At 69.5% G+C, this 16,060-nt stretch carries 19 protein-coding genes; 1 reads left to right on the top strand and 18 read right to left on the bottom strand.

The annotated features are described in order from the left end of the window. Positions 1 to 51 precede the first annotated feature (51 nt). The 18 genes from AQJ46_RS47965 to AQJ46_RS47880 form a co-directional block, all read right to left on the bottom strand. Positions 52 to 600 (bottom strand): cell envelope biogenesis protein OmpA, encoded by a 549-nt coding sequence (locus AQJ46_RS47965; RefSeq protein WP_225887626.1) that lies wholly within the window; start codon positions 598 to 600, stop codon positions 52 to 54. A gap of 221 nt (positions 601 to 821) precedes the next feature. Next, the gene (locus tag AQJ46_RS47960; RefSeq protein WP_059211664.1) at positions 822 to 1,394 is read right to left on the bottom strand and encodes a hypothetical protein; all 573 of its coding nucleotides are present in this window, start codon (positions 1,392 to 1,394) and stop codon (positions 822 to 824) included. 79 nt (positions 1,395 to 1,473) lie between these two features. Continuing rightward, positions 1,474 to 1,983, bottom strand: coding sequence for a hypothetical protein (locus AQJ46_RS47955; RefSeq protein ID WP_059211663.1), 510 nt, complete (start codon positions 1,981 to 1,983; stop codon positions 1,474 to 1,476). Positions 1,984 to 2,148: 165 nt separating this feature from the next. Then, entirely contained in the window at positions 2,149 to 2,934 is a 786-nt protein-coding gene (locus AQJ46_RS56730; protein WP_059211662.1) for a hypothetical protein, read from the bottom strand. 318 nt (positions 2,935 to 3,252) lie between these two features. Then, on the bottom strand, positions 3,253 to 4,245 hold the full coding sequence (locus AQJ46_RS47945; protein ID WP_059211661.1) for a hypothetical protein: 993 nt from the start codon (positions 4,243 to 4,245) through the stop codon (positions 3,253 to 3,255). A 50-nt stretch (positions 4,246 to 4,295) separates the two neighbouring features. Beyond that, entirely contained in the window at positions 4,296 to 5,453 is a 1,158-nt protein-coding gene (locus tag AQJ46_RS47940) for a DNA-processing protein DprA (protein ID WP_059211660.1), read from the bottom strand. A 76-nt stretch (positions 5,454 to 5,529) separates the two neighbouring features. After that, positions 5,530 to 6,375, bottom strand: coding sequence for a hypothetical protein (locus tag AQJ46_RS47935; RefSeq protein ID WP_059211659.1), 846 nt, complete (start codon positions 6,373 to 6,375; stop codon positions 5,530 to 5,532). A gap of 175 nt (positions 6,376 to 6,550) precedes the next feature. After that, entirely contained in the window at positions 6,551 to 8,215 is a 1,665-nt protein-coding gene (locus AQJ46_RS47930) for a ParB/RepB/Spo0J family partition protein (RefSeq protein ID WP_059211658.1), read from the bottom strand. A gap of 269 nt (positions 8,216 to 8,484) precedes the next feature. Beyond that, positions 8,485 to 8,721, bottom strand: coding sequence for a hypothetical protein (locus AQJ46_RS47925; RefSeq protein ID WP_059211657.1), 237 nt, complete (start codon positions 8,719 to 8,721; stop codon positions 8,485 to 8,487). Positions 8,722 to 8,849: 128 nt separating this feature from the next. Then, complete coding sequence (locus AQJ46_RS47920) at positions 8,850 to 9,296, bottom strand: hypothetical protein (protein WP_059211656.1); 447 nt, start codon at positions 9,294 to 9,296, stop codon at positions 8,850 to 8,852. A 64-nt stretch (positions 9,297 to 9,360) separates the two neighbouring features. Then, positions 9,361 to 10,164: a hypothetical protein gene (locus AQJ46_RS47915; RefSeq protein WP_059211655.1), complete on the bottom strand. Its 804-nt coding sequence runs from the start codon at positions 10,162 to 10,164 to the stop codon at positions 9,361 to 9,363. Between the two features lie 104 nt (positions 10,165 to 10,268). Beyond that, positions 10,269 to 11,528 carry a DNA polymerase III subunit beta family protein gene (locus AQJ46_RS47910; RefSeq protein ID WP_059211654.1) on the bottom strand — a complete coding sequence of 420 codons (1,260 nt, stop codon included), beginning with the start codon at positions 11,526 to 11,528 and terminating at the stop codon, positions 10,269 to 10,271. A gap of 155 nt (positions 11,529 to 11,683) precedes the next feature. After that, positions 11,684 to 12,139: a hypothetical protein gene (locus AQJ46_RS47905; protein ID WP_059211653.1), complete on the bottom strand. Its 456-nt coding sequence runs from the start codon at positions 12,137 to 12,139 to the stop codon at positions 11,684 to 11,686. Next, positions 12,132 to 12,821 (bottom strand): hypothetical protein, encoded by a 690-nt coding sequence (locus AQJ46_RS47900; protein ID WP_059211652.1) that lies wholly within the window; start codon positions 12,819 to 12,821, stop codon positions 12,132 to 12,134. The genes AQJ46_RS47905 and AQJ46_RS47900 overlap by 8 nt, the downstream gene beginning before the upstream one ends. A gap of 330 nt (positions 12,822 to 13,151) precedes the next feature. Next, entirely contained in the window at positions 13,152 to 13,295 is a 144-nt protein-coding gene (locus AQJ46_RS55860; RefSeq protein WP_159064212.1) for a hypothetical protein, read from the bottom strand. Positions 13,296 to 13,321: 26 nt separating this feature from the next. Beyond that, positions 13,322 to 13,687, bottom strand: coding sequence for a hypothetical protein (locus AQJ46_RS47895; RefSeq protein ID WP_059211651.1), 366 nt, complete (start codon positions 13,685 to 13,687; stop codon positions 13,322 to 13,324). Between the two features lie 66 nt (positions 13,688 to 13,753). Beyond that, positions 13,754 to 14,161: a DUF2958 domain-containing protein gene (locus tag AQJ46_RS47890; RefSeq protein WP_059211650.1), complete on the bottom strand. Its 408-nt coding sequence runs from the start codon at positions 14,159 to 14,161 to the stop codon at positions 13,754 to 13,756. Between the two features lie 512 nt (positions 14,162 to 14,673). Then, positions 14,674 to 15,222, bottom strand: coding sequence for a hypothetical protein (locus AQJ46_RS47880; RefSeq protein ID WP_159064211.1), 549 nt, complete (start codon positions 15,220 to 15,222; stop codon positions 14,674 to 14,676). 603 nt (positions 15,223 to 15,825) lie between these two features. Here AQJ46_RS47880 and AQJ46_RS56725 point away from each other — a divergent pair. After that, positions 15,826 to 16,060: hypothetical protein (locus tag AQJ46_RS56725; RefSeq protein ID WP_208617112.1), on the top strand; the 235-nt coding region annotated here is incomplete at its 3' end.

Raw genomic sequence — 16,060 nt, 5'->3', positions numbered from 1 at the left:
TTCCGGTGGGCCAGGCGGTGGGAGCGCAACCGCTCCCACCGGCGCGGGTGGTCAGAGCCCAAGGGCGCGCAGCAGATCGAGGGCGCGCTGGGCTTCCGGGGGCAGAGCGGCCTTGCGCAGCAGCCGCTTGCGCAGGATCGCCACGCCGAGGCTGATGCCGACCGGGGTGTTGGAGGGGTTGTCTGCCTGGGCGCCTGCGGTGGACCGGTCGCCGCTCAGGACGAGCTGGTAGTCGCTGGTGCGGAGCATCCACGCCTCGTACCGTTCGGCGAGTTGACCGCTGCGGGCGGGGCTCTGGCTCTCACCGGAATAGGCGGGGTATGGGCAGGCGGGGTCGCTGCAGGGGCGCCCGGCCGGGTGGGTGGCCATGACTGGGCGCCGGCGGTAGCGGGTGGCGGTGCCATTGAGCATGGGGCAGTGAGCGGCGGTGTATGGCAGGCATTCTGGATGCAGGGCAGGCTCGGGGGAGTAGCCGTTCGCCTCGTCGGTGGGGCGGACGATCACGAAGGCCCGTTCGTCGAGGGGTTGGCCGCAGATCTGGCAGGGCATCGCGGTGAAGGCGGTGCGTGTCCGTCCGGCGTCGGGGGCGCCGAATGTCACGTGACCGTCGTGGGTGAACGCCACCCAGGGGGATGACCAGGCCGCCTGTTGTCGGCTGGTGGGCGCAGCGGGCCGGGACACTGCGTTGCGGCGGGGTGTGCGGAGGCATGTGGCTGTCCTTCGTGGTGGGGTCGGCTGCCGGGCGTTGCCGCGCCTGACGGCCATGGAGGTGCCGGTGTAGAAGCCGGGCCCGGCGTTGTACCGGGCCCGGCGTTCGGTGGCTACTTCTTCTGGTAGGCGGCGATGCGGGCGCGCACTTCGTCGGCGCTGATGCAGCCGGGGTGTCGGTAGGGGCTGGGCAGCCTGTTGCGCCTCTCGCGCAGATGGCTCCAGTACTTCACGCCCGTCCAGCCGTCGAACTGGCACTCCAGCAGCCAGGGGTTGTCGCTGCCGGGGTAGCCGCCGAGCGGTGTCCAGCGGTATTCGGCCAGCTTGGCGAGCACTTCGTGGGCGTGTTTGATGTTGCTGTCCGTGGCTGGCATGCGGGGGTGCAGGAGCGGCGGCGGCCCGTCCGGAGCCGCAGCTGCCAGGGAGCAGTCGGCCAGGGGCAGCGGTGAGATACGGCCCGCGTCGAACGCGTCGACCAGGTGCTGAGGCGCACCGTCGCGGCCGAGGCGGCCGTCGCCGATGCGGGTTTCGGTGTCGCTGCCTGCGGCGATGGCGAACCATGCGCCGTGCCAGCGGAAGACATGGCCGATGCACTTGTCGTCCGCGAGCAGGACGGGGTAGCGGCATTCGGCGTCGGGCTCGCCGAGCCGGTGGCGCCGCGAAGGGGTGGGATCGGTGGTGCTCACGTGCGAAAGGACCCTTCCGGAGGTCGTGGTGGGCTGATCGAGCGGCAGGGCGTTGCCGCGCCCTGCCGCCGACTGTGGCTCAGTAGAGGACGGTGAGCTCGGCGAAGGTGAGCAGCCGGGCACGCTCGATCAACGTGACGTTGAACAGCTGCAGTTGGGAAACGTTCACGTACACGGTGTGCGGGGTGCGGTGCTGCTGCTGCTGTTCGGTGGTTCGCTTCAGCCAGGCACGAGCCTCGTCGCCGGTGCGCAGCACCGCGGGTCCGGAGCTGAAGTGGTAGAAGCGCCGGGCCGTGTGAGCACCCTCGGGCAGTTCGGGCTGGGGCGTGGGCTCGCCGGGTCCGGGAAGCTCGTCGACGGTGATGAGCTGCTCGGTGCGCTCGATGGTGTTCGCGGTGATGGTGATCCGCTGCGTTGCCGGATTGTCGGCGAGGTCATCGTGCCAGCGGGCGGCCGTTGCGGCGCCGTCGAGAGGGAGGGTGCTGTAGAGCCTGTTCCCCTCGTCGTCGAAGGACGTGATCGTGAACAGTGTCCGCTCTCGGGTGAGAGGGGCCGGTCGGTTGCTTGGTGTGCTGTGCGGTGAGCGCACGGGTCCTCCAAGTGGTGGGTGGCGTCGCCGGATTGCCGTCCGATCGACATTGATAATTGTACGCCATTTATGAAGTGGGGGCCACCGGGTCTGCCGTGCTGACCTGCACCGTCGCGTCCTGCGGGGTCCGGCCTTGTGAGGAGGCCATCGGGCTGCTCCCCGCTTTCAGCGCGGCGGCCCGCAGGCGGGGCGGGAGAGGTGGGGTGGGGAGAGGTGGGCGCGGAGTGCGTCGCCAGCCGCTCGAATGCGCTCAGCCGTCCAGCCGGACCCGGACAAGGTCAGCCGCGCCTGCTCCAAGTGGCCGCCGTTGATGGCGGCGATCTTCACGCTCATGGGACGGATGTCGACATGGAAGCGGATGTTGTCGGCGGGAGGCGGCGTCGCGAGCGCGGCATGCGTCCAACGGAGGTCAGACCGTTCCTCGTTGGCGCCCTCCGGCCCGGGGCAGGCGTGCGAGATCGCGTTCAGCAGGTCGACATCGTGGTGGCACTCCCCGGCGCAGTGCAGGAGGGCGACCCGGCAGCGGGCAACCCGGAAGGCGTGCCGGGTGAAAGAGCCACGGGCGCGGGTCGTGATGACGCAGCCCAGGGCCGGAACACGCGCCGTGCGCTCCAGCCAGAACCCCTCACCATGCTCGTCGTAGTACCGGCGGCCGACATCCCAGCCGCGCACACGGGCGGCGTCCTCCCAGGACCACGGCCTGCGGTGGCGGAAATCCCCGTCGTTGGGGCCGGTGGTGACCCACAGGCGGTGACCGGCGGGGCCGGTGAACAAGGAGTCGGGCGCAAAGACCGGGTCGACGCGTACCAGGACGCGCGGGGCGTTGACCGGGACGACGGTGCACTGCCCACGCCACGCCTCGAGTATCGGGCAGCCGTCGCACTGGCCGCGACCGATGCAGGGCCCGAACCCGCCCCAGCGGGCACGGCGGGTGTCCTGGGCCTCCAGCAAGGCGCCCCAGCGCCTCGGCCGCAGGGCACACTGACTGCCAGTGCCGCCATGGGCGTTCAGACTCAGCCGGTTCCACCCCTTCCCATCAGGGCCTCCAGCAGGGGCTTCCGGTTCGCGTAGGTAGATCGGCACGGTGGGATACCTCTCGAAATGCAGGGTCGGGGGCTGAATGCGAACGGCCTCCTGGAACAAGGCAGGTCAGACGGCGTCGGCGGGTGTGGCCGGCGGCGCAGGGGCCGCTGCGGAGACGGGCCCGGTGGACTCGTCCCCGGGCCTGGGCGAGAAGGACGTGCCCGAGGCCCGGGAACCGTGAAGCGGTCAGGTACGGGGCCGGGTGATCCACTCGGCGATCGTGGCGATGCACAGGTCCAGCTGGTTCGCCGGACTGATCGTCAAGGTCTCCTCGGTTCCGGCGCCGTCATCGGTCACGACCTGCCACTGGTCGCCGGGACGGGCTGGCGGCCGGTCAACAGTCCACTCGTCGTCGTCCTCGTTGTAGACGGACAACAGGATGTGCGGTTCCTTGTCCATGTCGGGAACACGCCCCGTGTCCGAGTGGCCGATGACCAGCCATGTGTGACCGGCTTCCTCGTCGAGGTGGGCGGTCAGTCCCCACTCGTCGAGGGTCTTGCGGGCGAGCTCCTCGGCCGTCGGGCCTGGGCCTCCTTCCGGAGCGCTGCCGCCGGACTGGCGAACACGCTTGCAGACGGCGTGTATCAAGGCGGCAGTGTCTTCGACGTACGGGCGCGCGGTGTCGTGGGAGGTGTAGACATCGGCGAAGACGGTGGCGCCGTCACTCCACTGGGCGCTCCAGCTCAGGTGCTCCCTGACGGGGTGGTGGATGCTGACGTCCGGGTTACGGTCGGGGCGGACGGTGGTGCCGGCGAAGGTCACCGTTGTGCCGTCGGCGAGCGGCACCCGCAGGTAACGTCCGCCGCGCCCCCCGTCCTCCACACAGCGCACGCCTGCCGCGCGCAGGTGGGCGGTCGGGTATGCGGCCGCGTCCTCGGTGTCCGTGGCGGGGGCCTCACCACCGTGCTGCTCGATGAGGCTGCGCAGGTCCCGGACGGGAACATCCAGGAAATCGCGGCCGCCTGTGTCGTCGCCGGTCAAGAACGCTTCGAAGTGGTCCTCTTTCTCCCATGCGTCCCCGTCGGGGGCGTCGAGGCCGGGCCACAGACAAACCGTGGCGGCCGTGTCCGATCCGCGGTCGATGCAGACGCTGAAGGCGTGGCCGTCGTGCAGCAGGACGGGCCGGAAGGTGCGTTGGGTGCCTTCAGCGATGAGGCGGTCGAGTCGTTCAGTGCTCATGGGGGGTCTCCTTTGGGAGTTGGCGGCGCGCGGTGTGGTGCTGAGCGGGATCAGGGCTGGGCGGCCCACTGCCGTACGACCGAGACCAGCGCGGCGATGTCGGAGGGGAGGTCGGTGGAGGCGGATCGGTAGACGGTCCTGCCGGTGCCGCCTGGCGTGAGCTCGGCGGCGTGCCAACCGGAGTGCTCGGCAGCCAGGTAGGCGGTCCGGCGGGCTTCGGCGTGACCTGCGGTGATCCGCAGTCGCCGGTCGGGGGCGGCCTGCACCGTGATCCACTGGGCCAGAGGGGAGGCGTCCGGCCAGGCCGTCACCTGCCGGGCGCGAAGGGCCGTCACCAGCTGGGCAGCGGCATGCGATTCGTCGTCCAGAGCGGCGATCGCCGCGCGGGCATCCTGGCAGGGCTTCGCTCGGCCGGTGACGATCAGACGGGCGTTGCCGCTGGTGTGTCCCTCGTCGTCACGCGGGAGCAGGGCGAACAGGGGACGCTGTATCCGGTGGGCGGCTTCGGCGGCCTGCATGCTCGCGGACCGGTGGGTGCCCTCGATCAGCACGACCGCACGTGCGAGGGCGGCCACGGCGTCCGCGCTGGCCTTGAGGGTGACGGCGCTGGGGTCTGTGCCCGGCGCGTACAGGCTGACCGTGGCTCCGCTGCCGGGGCCGGTGAGGATGTTGCGCATCAGCGGCTCCTGGGCGCGGGGGAAACAGCGGTCCAGTCCGCGGGGGATGACGGCCAGGCGCGCGCCGTCGACCCCGGCGCCTCGGTGAGCGGCGGATTCGACGCCGTAGGCGAGGGAGGCAAGGACGGTGCCGCCGCCCTCGCTCACGTCGTAGCCACAGGCTTGTGCTTCTCGGATGGCGGCGGGGGTGGCGGCCCTGCTGCCGACTAGGGCGACGGCGCGTTCCAGCAGCGGCCGCAGCGGGGCCGTGCCGCTCACCCACAGGCCCAACGGGCAGGCGGGGCCGAGATCGTGAAGTCCGTCCGGCCAGTCCTCGTCACCGGGGATGACGAATCGTGCGGTCTCCTGGGCCGCCTTGAGCGCGGGGACGGGATGGAAGTGCCTCAGCGAGCCGTTGCTGGTGAGCCGGGACCAGGCGTCGGCGGCGTCGAAGCCCGGCAGATGGGCGCCTACTTCTGCGGGCATGGTGTGGCGGGCCAGGGCAGCCCGGGCCGCGCGTTCACTCATCCGCTGGTCGTTGGGGGTGTTCACCGATGGTGCTCCGTTCAGTGCGTGTGATCAGGGCGGGCGGACACCCCGACCGGAAGGCGGGGGGCCCGTGGGCGGGTCAGCTGGCGGCGTACGCGGACAGCAGGGCGTAGGCGGTGGCGATGGGCGCGTTGTGCAGACCGACGGCGGCCCATGAACGGGTGCCGGTGTCCTTGACGGACAGGAAGTGCCGCACGTTGAGGTGACCGCTGGGGTCGGTCAGGTCGGTGAGCCGGGGGACGTCGCTGACGACGTGCCTGGCGGTCAGTCCGGGCAGCTGGGCGGCAAGTTCGTGCACCTCGGCGGGAAGACGGTCCGGGACCGGAACCGGTGTGTAGACGCGGGGGAGCACCGAGGCGGTGAGCCGGGCGGCCTCCGGCACGCTCAGGTGCGGGATGCTGACGTCGGCGTGGGTGTGGCCTTCGCGCGCCGAACGGATCACTACCTTGAGCGGCCGCCGCTCCCCGGGCTGGAACTCGACGCTGGTGCTGGCGAAGTCCCTGCTCCGGTACTCCACGGTGGTGCGTCCGGTGCTGCCGTGTGCGATGGCGGGGATTCCGGCGTCGCGCAGCGGCAGGGCGAGCACGCGCAGGGCTGCGACGGCGTCCATGCAGCCGAATCGAGGCAGGATGCGGGTGCGGATCGCGTCGGCCGCACGGAGGGCTGTGCTGGGGTGCCCTGTCAGGGGGAGACGGGCGGTGACCTTCTCCGCTGGCGTGCGCGGATCCGTGCTGAGGCTCACATGGGCGGTGAGCTGCACGTGACCGTCCCTCTGGTGGACCATGACGCGCATGCCGGTGGGGTGGACCACGAGAGGGCTGCTCAGGATGGCCTTGACCGTCCACGCGCGGCCGAGTGCGGCGGCGGTCTCGGTGCTCAGGTGGAGAAGGTCTTCGGGAATCAGGGACAGGTTGTCGTCGTACACGGCGGTTCCTCTTTCGGGCAGGGCGCCGCAGCGCGCCTGGCGCGCGGCAGAAGGCAAGGGGGCGCAGGCTGCGGGCAGGCGCCGGCAGCGCGGGCGTGACGCCGCCTCGGCCGGCGGCCGGACGGCAAGGAGGGAGGGGGCCGGGGCGCCCGCTCGGGCGCCCCGGCTTGGGTGCTCAGTCCTCGGTGTCGGCGGACTGGTCGGGCTCGTCGCCGTCCGAGTCGAGGGCCGTCGCGGCGGGCTCCTCCTCGATCTCGAACGGCGTGTCGTCGATGACGTTGCGCTCGACGGGAGAGAGCTGGTGGCCGAGTTCGGCGAGGAACTTCAGGTACACGCGGGCGTCGGCCCGGATCTCCTCGGAGTCCCAATCGGGCTGGTCCTGGCGCCACGTGTTCGCCCGCTCGATCCGCTTTTCATAACTGGCGGCGATCACCGCGAAGTTGACGAAGAGCAGACGGGTGGGCGTGGCGCTGCTGCCGATCCAGGTGGCCCGGTCCTGGGCGCTGGCTGCCTTGCCTTCGTCGGCGCTGAGGGCGAGCAGATCGGCCAGGATCGCCGACCGGCTGGTGTCACCGGTCCACGACTGCACGGGCTTGGGGCAGGACAACAGCGTCTGGGTCACCCACGCGGCAAGCGGCTTGGGAGCGCTCTTGCGGGTGATCAGCTGGCGCAGGAACGCACGCCGGGCGTCGATGGCGGCCCGGTAGGCCTTGTTCCCGGCGAGCTTGAGGTGGTGCTCGCGCCTGCGCTGCTCGGTTTCGGCGGCCGCCTTGGCCTCGGCTTCGGCACGTGCCCGCTCGGCCTCCTCGGTGGCCGCGCGCGTCGCTTCCTCGTCCTCCTCGTCCGCCTCCGGCTCCTCTGTCTCGTCCTCGTCCGTGCCGTCCTCGTCGCTGGTGGCGTGCGCTGCGGTGGGAGTGGTCTGGGCGGCGGGTTCGGTGCCGGGGGTGTAGTGGCTGTAGGCGGCGGGGTTGAGGCACAGGGCGGCGACTGCGGCAGGGTCCGCGCTGCCGGTGTCGTCCCACACCACGGCGTGTCCCGGGCAGCGGACGTGGTCCGTCTCGTCCAGATCCTCACCGGCGGCGTCGACCAGGTCCTCAAGCCACTGCGCGCGCGGCGGGAGGTTGCTGGCGTCCTCCCACAGCCGGATGCCGTCACGCTTGAGCTCGGTGCGGCGGGTCTCGCGCGCGGTCCGCTCGGCGCGCTCGGCGCGCTCGGTGCTGAGCTGGTACGGGAAGGTGCCGTGCTGGTGGGCCTCGATCAGGCGTGCGACGGCATCGGGGTCGTCGTCGAACTCACCGAGGGCTGCGAGGACTTCCAGGTCGAGGTCGTAGGCGTCGCTGGCCTCCAGCACGGTGCGTGTGCCCGTGCCCAGGTTCTTGGCGGCCTCGGCGGCCTGGGTGACCTGTTCCTTGCTGCGGCCGGTGCGGCGGGCGACGGTGGCGACGCTCGCTCCGTCCTCCAGCGCGCCGAACAGGGCGTCGGCCTGCTCCAGCGGACTGAGGGCACGGCGGAATGCCGCGTCGTTCTCGATCAGCTGCTCGATGTAGTCCTGACCCGCCTCGCGCAGCGAGGGATCCAGGATGAGGGCGGGAATGGACTCGATCCCGCCCGATCGGGCGCCCGCATGACGGCGGTGGCCCATCTTGAGCTCGTAGACGGACTCTGCGTCCGGGGTGTCGGCGTTCAGTTGTACGACCACGACGGGGACCAGGACGCCGTTCTCCGCGATGGAGGTGAGGAATTCGTCGTCCAGGTTGAGGCTGTGGCGGACGTTGCGCGGGTTGGCGTGGATCTGATCGGTGCGCAGCAGGGCTGCGGTCACCTGGAGTGTGGTGCTCACGTGAGGATTGCTCCTTGATCACTTGGTGGGTTGCGCCGGGTTCGGGTTGCCGCCCGAATCGACAGTGATAATTCTACGCCTTTACGGTTGGGTGTCAAGCCGCTGATCTTTGAAAGCCGCGGGCCTGGCGTCGGTTGGGCAGGGGCGGGGTCTGCGGAGCGGTCATGGAGGCTGCTCTTTCCTGGTCGGTGCCGTGATGGGTTGCCGTCAGTGGCAACCGGTGTCGGCTGGCTGGGGCGGGGTGGCTTGAGGTAGTGCGTAGAGGGCGGTCAATCGCCGGAGAGGGGCGTCCATGACGCGAACACGTAATGGCCCAGGTCCCGCAGGATCAGGGCAGTGCGGTCGACGTCTGCGCGGCTGCCGGGCGTCCGGGTATACGCCTCGATGCCGCTGTGCCAGGTGAAGCCCTCCGCGGTGAGGGCCTGCCGGGTCAAGGGATCGAGGTCTGTGTCGGACTCGGGGGCGGCGACAAGACCGTGGGCGGGATCAGGGACGACGAGAAACACGGGTCTCCAACTGGGCAGCACGCCGCTGCGGTCATCGGCCGGCGCGGCCGGACGGCAGGGGAAGTCGGGCGGTGGCGGTGCCCGGGCCGGGGGCAGCGCGCCGGTGGACGGGCACTGCCCCGCAGGGCTCAGGAGCCGCCGAAGTAGACGCTCATGTGCTCGGGGTGCCCGGGATGGCGCTGCCGTGTGATCAGGCCCGTGATCGGCATCTCGTGCCGCTGTCCGTCGTAGTCGGCCCACCAGCGGGTTTCGTGGTTCCAGTGGCGGTGGGCGATCACGGCGCCGTAGAAGTAGCCGCACTCGATGCCGCGCTTGTCGCGCTCCTCGACGCCGGGGCTGGCCGTGACGGCGCTGTAGATCGTCTGCACGGTGTGGGCTTCCCAGGAGTCGGCGGCGTAGTGGCGGGACTCGGAGCCTTCGATCCCGTAGTCCCTGAAGTCCGTACGGGATGAGGTGTTCAGAGCGGCGACGATGTCGTCGGGCAGCAGTACTACGGGGCGGCCGCCCTTGTCGGTGGTCACGGTGACCTCGTCGGCGCTGAGTTCGCGGCGCGGGGCGCTGGTCGTGCTGGGCATGGAGATGTCCTTCCGTGGGTGGGCGGGGGTCTGGTGGTCGTCTGCCGGACCCCCGCCCTGGGGGTCAGTGAGTGGGGCTGGCGGCGGCGGTCCGTCGGCGCGGCTGCATCTGGGAGCGCAGGGAGGCGGCTTCGGCCTCGAATCGCTGCATGCGGCGGGCTTCCGCTGCGGCGGCGTCCTCGTTCGCGGTGGCTGCCAGCGCGAGGGTGTGGGCCGTGCGGGCGAGTGAGTTGGGACGGTCGGCCAGTAGCAGTGTGAGGAGGGGGTGGGGGCGCGCGGTGAGCCACCGTGCTGCGGTCCACCAGGCGGCTGTGACGATCCGGGCCTGGTGCCGGTCGCTGGCGGCGCGACTCCCGTAGCGGGCAATGTCGGCTTCCGAGTTGCGGCGGGCGAGCGCGAAGAAGTCCAGGAGAGCGGGGGTCTGGCGTACGCGTGAGGCGTCGAGGATTCGGGCCCGGTCCGGGCGGCGGGTGGCGTCCTCGGTGACGGCGTGCAGGACGGTCCTGAGCGTGTCCTCGGTCTTGGGGGAGGGCGGCCTGCCCGACGTGGACTCGATCCGGCTCTGTTCCCACTGGGGTCCGGCCGGACCTTCCCATGCGAGGAGGTAGCCGGTGTGCCGGGCGGTGCTGTTGCGCAGCCGGGGCAGGGAATCGGCGGGCGGGACCTTGGCCATGGCGTCAGCGGATCCGAAGGTGGCGCGCAGTGCGGTGAACTGGTCCCAGTGGTCCGGGTGGTGGGTGCCGGTGATGTGGACGGTGCCGCGCAGGGCGCCGCCGAGCGTGTAGACAACGGCGTCGGCGCCTCGGGGCTCGGCGTGAGCGTGCACGCGGCCTGAGGGGGTTTCGATGATCAGGTCTTGCGGTTCCATGCAGGCTCCTTCTGAGGGTGTGGTGGGTCGGCGTCGGAAGGGGGTTGCCGCCCCCATTCCAACATTCATAATTCTACGCCCGCAGAGGGGTGCAAGCAACCTGCTCAGTCTTGGGAGCGCCGTACCGGTACAAGGTGCTGCCGGTGGCCTTCCTCGGTCTGCTCGCCGTGTGCGGTGATCGCGAAAGGCGCGTGGTTGCGGCCGTCGCGCTGGGGCGGCAGGTGGAAGGTGACCGCATCGCTGTCGAACGCGTTCAAAGCCCCCAGCAGATAGCCGCCTGTGGTGATCAGTGGCGCGCCACCCAGCGGTGCGGCCTGCTCCCCGCATACTGCGGGCACAGCCGTACCGGTCGTCTGGTCCCGCTCGTGCTTCTGCGGCAGCCTCGGGGTGACGCGCACCACCCCTGCTTCCTCGGCGCTGTGGGTGAGACTGACCTGGGCCCACTGCTCGGCGGCGCCCTTCGCCGTGGCCATCGCCCGGGCCTTGCGGACGGCGCGGATGAGGTCCTGGCGATGCAGGGTGAGGGTTCCGCCGTCTGCGACCGGACCGAACCATGAGGGGGGCAGGACTCCGTCCAGTCGCCATGCGGTGAGCGTGGCGGGTCCGAACTCCAGGGCGGCCACAGACAACTCAGGGACCCTGAGCACATCGGCGGTCGTGACGGTTTCGGAGGGCAGGCCAATTGCCACGGGCCCCTCATAGGTGCCGCTGAACTTCACCATCTGGCGTAGGACGTCGCTGGGGATGAGCGCGCGGTAGGCGCACGCGTCCTCGTGGTGGTCCCAGGGTTGGGCGGGCATGACGGTTTCGGCGGCGCGGTGCCGGTCTGACGCCCTGAGCCGCAAAGTGCCAGCAGACATTCGGAGTTCGACGCCTGTCAGGATCGGAAGGGTTTCGTCCTTGGCCGCGACCGGCAGTATGCGTGTGAGCTGGCGGAAGAACTCGCCTCCGGCGACGGTGGCGACAACAGGGGCCGCGGGTGGCACAGCGGTTACCGGGGTGATGTAGGAGCGGACGGGTACGGCGACGTCTGGCGTGGCTATGGTCGCTCCCTTGAGATCGATGGATGTGCGCGCGGCCTGCGCCGGGCTGTCGCCCTTGACGGCAGCGTCCAGCACGCGTGTCAGTTCGCGCTGGTCGAGTGTGCTGCGCCCGGTGCCGCCGGGCTCGGCCTCGACGACCACGGTCACGGCGACGTCGGTTCCGCCGTCCGCGTAGGGGCGGTAGGCGGCGACGGTGAGTTTGCTGCCCTGGGCGGTGAGGGTGACTCCTGCGTGGGCGGGCTGCTCGGGCCGGGCGCGGATAGCCAGAGAGGCAAGCCTCAGGGCGCGGCGCAGGGGGCCGGCTGCGACTCGGGCACGCACATCTGGCGCTCCTTCCTGGCTGAGGTCCGCAGCGGTGGTGCAGTTGTCCGGTGCAGTGGTGGGCACGTCACCCGCAGCGGAGTCGGGTGAGGGAGATTGAGGCTGTGCGGGCATGGCGGATCGCTCCTTGGCAGAGTGGTGGGGAGGGCGGGCGGTCAGAAGGCGGGGCGGCGGCGGGCCTGCTGGTCCAGGCGGCGCACTTCCGGGGTCACTTCGCGGAAGTAGCACCAGGTGCGCCACATGTGGTCGCCTGCGGTGTAGAAGTGCACCGTGCGGGCCCTGCTGCTGCCTCCTGGCGCGGTGTAGGCGGCGGCGTGCCAATAGCCGTTGATGTTGAACTCGACGGCGTCCGCGGGCCAGTGCCACGGCAGGACCTTCAATTCATCTCGTGCGACGTGCTTGACGGCGTCACCCGTCAACTCGTCGACGGCGAGGAAGTGTTCGCGGTCCGCTTCGGGGTCATCGGTGATCAGGTCCCACTCGTTGCAGTGCTCGCAACGGCTGTCCCACATGCAGGGCAGGACGAGCAGGACGCGATCGTGCATCTGGGTGAAGCGCCCGGTGTAGATGACGTGGGTGCCGATGTAGAGCGGGGTCTCTGTCTTAGGCATGGGCGGCCTGCCAGGCCTTCTCGTTCCACTCGCGGGTGAGGTCGTCGGCGATAGCCACGTCGCCAGCGCTGACCACGTCCAGTGCGGCCACCACACGGACGCTGCCCCTGATCTCGGCCGCGCGCCGCTGGGCGGCGGCGCCCTGCTCCTGGCGCTTGTTCTCCTCGTCCGGCACACGAAGTACGCCGTCGACACTGCCGGAGCGGTTGAGGACGACGGTGAAGCGCTGGAAGTCCTCGATCCGCGCGGGGCGGGCGGGGCCGGTCAGGGTGTCGCCGAGCTGGGCGCGTGCCTCGGCCAGAAGCTTCGCCACTTCTTTCGTCGAGCTCACAGGGGGGCGGTGGGTGTAGCGGTTGCGCTGGTGGAAGATACGGGCCTGGACGGACGTGGGGGCGGACTCGATCGGTGCGTAGATGCTGATGATGCGGCGCGCGTAGTGGTCGAGTTCGTTGCGCTTGTGCTGGGCGGTGAGGGCGGCCGAGGTGACCTTGCCCTGCCTCCAGCCCAGGGCTTTGGCGGCGCACGACGTGCCGTAGTAGGCGACGTCTTCGGCGGTGCCGTTCTCGTTTCCCTCGGCGTCCAACGGCATGAGCGCGACCGTGCGTTTGAGTCCGCTCAGTCCGCAGCAGTCGCACTGGGTGCGGTCGTCGCTGATGCCCTTGATCTTCCACCAGTAGTGCATGAGAGGGCCTTTCGGGTGGGCGCCGGTGTGCGGGCGCGGCAGGGTGACGTCTTGTGCGCGCGGCCTGCTCCGCAGGCATGTCGCGCTGCCGCTACGCGGCAGGGGGCGCGCGGAGCGCTCCCGGTCGGGGGAGAGGGCGGGAGCGCTCCGCGCTCATCGCAGGCGGCCGGTGGGGCGTCCGGCTCGCCTATGGGCGGGGCGGAACGGGGCGGACGGTGGCCCGTGCCCGTTCCACGAAGGTATGCAGTGCGTGAGTCAGGTACGCGTGAGCCTCTGCGGCAGACTCCCTGGGGAGCGCTCCGCGCTCGTTGGCTCGCATGAACACATCGGTCACGTCACGCAGAACGCGGTCACGAGCAAAGTGTTGAGCAGGCGCTGAGGGGGGATCCCGGTGCGGGTGGCGACGTCACGCGCGCTGTCCGCCATGACGCGACCGATGATTGGCCACAGTTCGCGGGCCTCGGCACTGGTCATGGGGCGGGGAAACGGCGTTTCGCGCATCATGCACCCCCGCTTTGCGCGATGCCGCCAGACTGGCGGAGCGGCGTGGTGCCTCGGGGGCCGGTGCGCGGAACGGGGTTCAATTCCGGCTCGGCTGAGGCGGCGTCCCATGCCTCGTCCGACTCGAACACCGTGCCGCAACCGTCGGTGCAGCGCAGTTGTCCGGGCCTCAATCCGATCTGCTCCTTGTAGACCGGTTCGGGGATGCATCCCACGGCGCTCTGATGGGTGCAAAACCCGGCCTTCTCATGGGCGGCCAGACGGCGCGCGGTGGCCTCCATCTCGGCCTGGATCAGGTCGGCGTCCCATTGGGCTTCGTGGTCGGCCTGCAACGCGTCGGCCGTGGTCTCGTCCTCGTAGAACACGCATGCTCCCTGTGGTGGGCTGGAGGGGCGGGGGGCGCCTTGCCGGGCACCCCCCGCCCGTGCGGGTCAGAAGCGGGCGACGCGTGCGATCTGCGGCACCTCACGGACCGGCTTGGGCTCCCAGTACAGGTCGCGCTCGATCACGAGTCCGGGGCCGTAGCTGATGGACTCCAGCTCGGGGAGGAGGAAGTACCCCCACTCCCCGTCTGAGATGTGGGCCCATCCGAAGGCCAGACCGCACGAGGGGTCAAGCTCGGTCACGAACCAGTTCATGCAGGCACCGCCGAAGTAGTGCAGGTGAACGACCTTCTCCGGGGTCGGGATGTCCTCGGTGCCGTAGAGCGCCGGGATAGCGGCGCGCTGGGCGAGCGTGGGGTAGAAGTCGTGGCCGCGCCGGGTGCGCAGGGTGTCAGCCGGTACGGACCACTCGGCGCCGTTGGGCAGGGTTACGGGCGTCGGACGGTTGTGCCCCATAGGAGAGTTCTCCTTCGTTCGGTGCGGGGCGGCTGGTCGGCCGCCCCGCCTGGTGGGTTGCGCCGGGTCCGGTTGCCGCCGTTCCCGACGTTGATAACTATACGCTCTCGTGGGGGTGTGCACCACCACTTCGCTTGATCCGGTCACCGCACCCGCACTCGTCCGGGGGGACCTCACCGCACGCGTGGTGCCAGCAAAACCCCGGGTGGCACAGAAACGGGGTCTTCTCGTGCGTGCGCGGGTTGTGCGTCACGTAGGCGAACACGCACCCGTCCAAGAGGACTTCGACGCACGCTGCCCGCTTGTAGCGCTCGTACGCCCTCAATGCCTCCTGTCCGGCGCTCTCGGGGTCTCCCTGCCACTCGCCTACCTCGACCTCGCGTCCGTTCGGGAAACGGGCCGTCACGGCGTACCACGTGAACGAACCGCGCGGCACTCCGGGCTGTGAGGGGAAGTCTGGATACGTGGTACGCATGCTGATCGCTCCTCTGTTGGGTGATGAGCTACGAAGCTCAGCGGAGTTGACGGCGCGTCAGATCTGCTGCGCCATCGGATTCCACCAGTTGCCTGACGCGACGGGCGAATACCAGCCGGGTTTCTTCTGCCTCGACTGTGAACCTGTGATAGGCCGCATCCAGCATTTCGACGCTGTTTGTGTCGTCCCACATGGCTGCGCATGCGAGCGACAATGCGGCAAGCAATGCAGCCGCGTTTGCCTCCTCTTCTGCGATTCCCTCGCTTTCGCAAGGAATGGGCCCCCAGATATCCGTAGCAGCAATGCGTACCGCCCGGTTGTAGAGATCGACCGTCTTCACTTTGCCGTCCATGAAATGGAGAACGTCGGTGGCCGTTTCTCCAAGAGTGGACAGAGCGTCCGCCATATTCTCTTCCGCCTGCGCCTGGAATGGCGGGTCTTGGTGGTGGCTGGCGTAAGCGTCAACGGCGGACAGGGCGAGGGCAATCCAGCCTTCGATACTGAATGGCTCGCACTCGGTCCGCATGGCTGCAAATGCAGCCAGCGCTACGCGTCCACCGCGTGACTGCTCCAAGGGAGTTGGCATGCCTCTTGATCCTTTCGAGTTCGCCGAATGCGACAGTGATAATTCTACGCTCTCTTGAGGTCGACAACAACCATCACAACAACCATCACAACAACCGTCACTTCAAACCATCACAACAACGCGCACCTAATGGCTCACATAGACCAGTCGGCCGGCCTCTGCATCGTCCCTGGTCACCCCAAGTGTTGTGGGTTTGGTCGGGTTGCTGACATCCCCTCTGCGGCCGCTGCTCCCTGCCCAAGTAGAGAAGAGAAGGAGGGGGAGGGGGCGGGGTGTGGTCGGACGTGGCGGCGTCTGGGATCGGGGCGGTTCGTAGTGGGTGCTACGCGGCGGTCTGGAGCCGCCGCGTGTGTGCGGGGGCGGGGCTGGTGGGTGTCGGGGCTGAGGGACGCTCTGAGCGGCTGTCTGTCCCTTGCCCTCTCCAGTTGCCTGCCGGAGGCAGGTCTCCTCTCTCACTCCTGTCGGGACAACGGGGCCCCGGAGGGGACCCGTTGTGGTTTTCTGGTATTCCGTGATTTACTTTTCTTCACGGAATACCATTCAACTCCCGTCGGTTCCAAGGGAATCGGAGATTCCCTCCAACCCCCGCCCCAGGTAAAACACATGACGAACCATCAATTCATCCCTCAACCCATACCCGAACTCCCCACCTACACAACACAATTCAGCATCACCCAATTTTGTGCCGGAGGCACAAACCCTCTCCGCTTCTTTTCCGTTCCGGAGGAACGCAGGTTTATGGAAATGGCCGGAGGCCAATTCCATAAACCGCCGCTGGAAGCGGCCTGCTTTTCGCGCGGGGACGCGCGAAACGAGCGGAGCGAGTATTCGGCTGCCG

The organism is Streptomyces canus, assembly GCF_001514145.1.
GTDB lineage: Bacteria > Actinomycetota > Actinomycetes > Streptomycetales > Streptomycetaceae > Streptomyces > Streptomyces canus.
The sequence above is the reverse complement of the archived record's forward strand: the minus strand, read 5'-3'. Positions and strand labels throughout refer to the sequence as shown.